General features: G+C 54.0%; 1 protein-coding gene. It reads left to right on the plus strand.

Annotated features, from left to right (window positions below; translation table 11 throughout):
* A partial coding sequence (locus J7438_RS26555) for a hypothetical protein (RefSeq protein WP_209279026.1) occupies positions 1 to 713 on the plus strand: 713 nt, incomplete at both ends.

Consider the following 713-nt stretch of genomic DNA (forward strand, 5'->3'; position numbering starts at 1 on the left):
GGGGGGGGTGGGTTGACGGAACGGTTGCCAACACCACGGCGGTGAACAGCCATGTCACAACCTCGGGTGATGATGCAGACGCAGGCATCGGGGGGGGGCTGGTTGACGGAGGAACGGTTGTCAACACCATGGCGGTGAACAGCAATGTCACAACCGAGGGTAGTAGAGGTTCAATCGGGGGGGTGGTGGAGGTTTACGGAGGAACGGTTGCCAACACCATGGCGGTGAACAGCTATGTCAATGGCATTAAAGTGAATACTGAATCTATCTCCAATGATCAGCTTCTTTGCCAAAAAGCAGACCCACGGGTGTTAACAGCCAATTGCTCTTCGCGAACAGAATTTCTGGATGCATTGGATTTGTCGTACAGTGATGTTTGCCCGGTAAATGCCGCTAAAGAGTCAACAGCTGCGGCCACAAGACCAGGCAGCACCATGAACTTTTCCAGTTCGGGTTCTGTCACAATGACAACGCCTCCAGAAACTGGGTCAAAAGTACCAAAAATGACCTTCTCTGACCCGGATTTTGCTACATTTGCCGCACCAAAACCGCTAGTGGCATCACCAACCCCTGCTGTTATAGCTTGTATCGCCACCCTGGGCACGGTGATTTTTTTGCTGGTCGGTGTGATCGCCTACCGCTATTGCAGCCAAAGGTCATCGACTAATGCTGGCCGTAACCGCGCGGAACCCATGCCGCCCCCACCCAGCGGC

This window comes from Thalassotalea sp. G20_0, from assembly GCF_017744175.1.
Lineage (GTDB): Bacteria > Pseudomonadota > Gammaproteobacteria > Pseudomonadales > Endozoicomonadaceae > Endozoicomonas.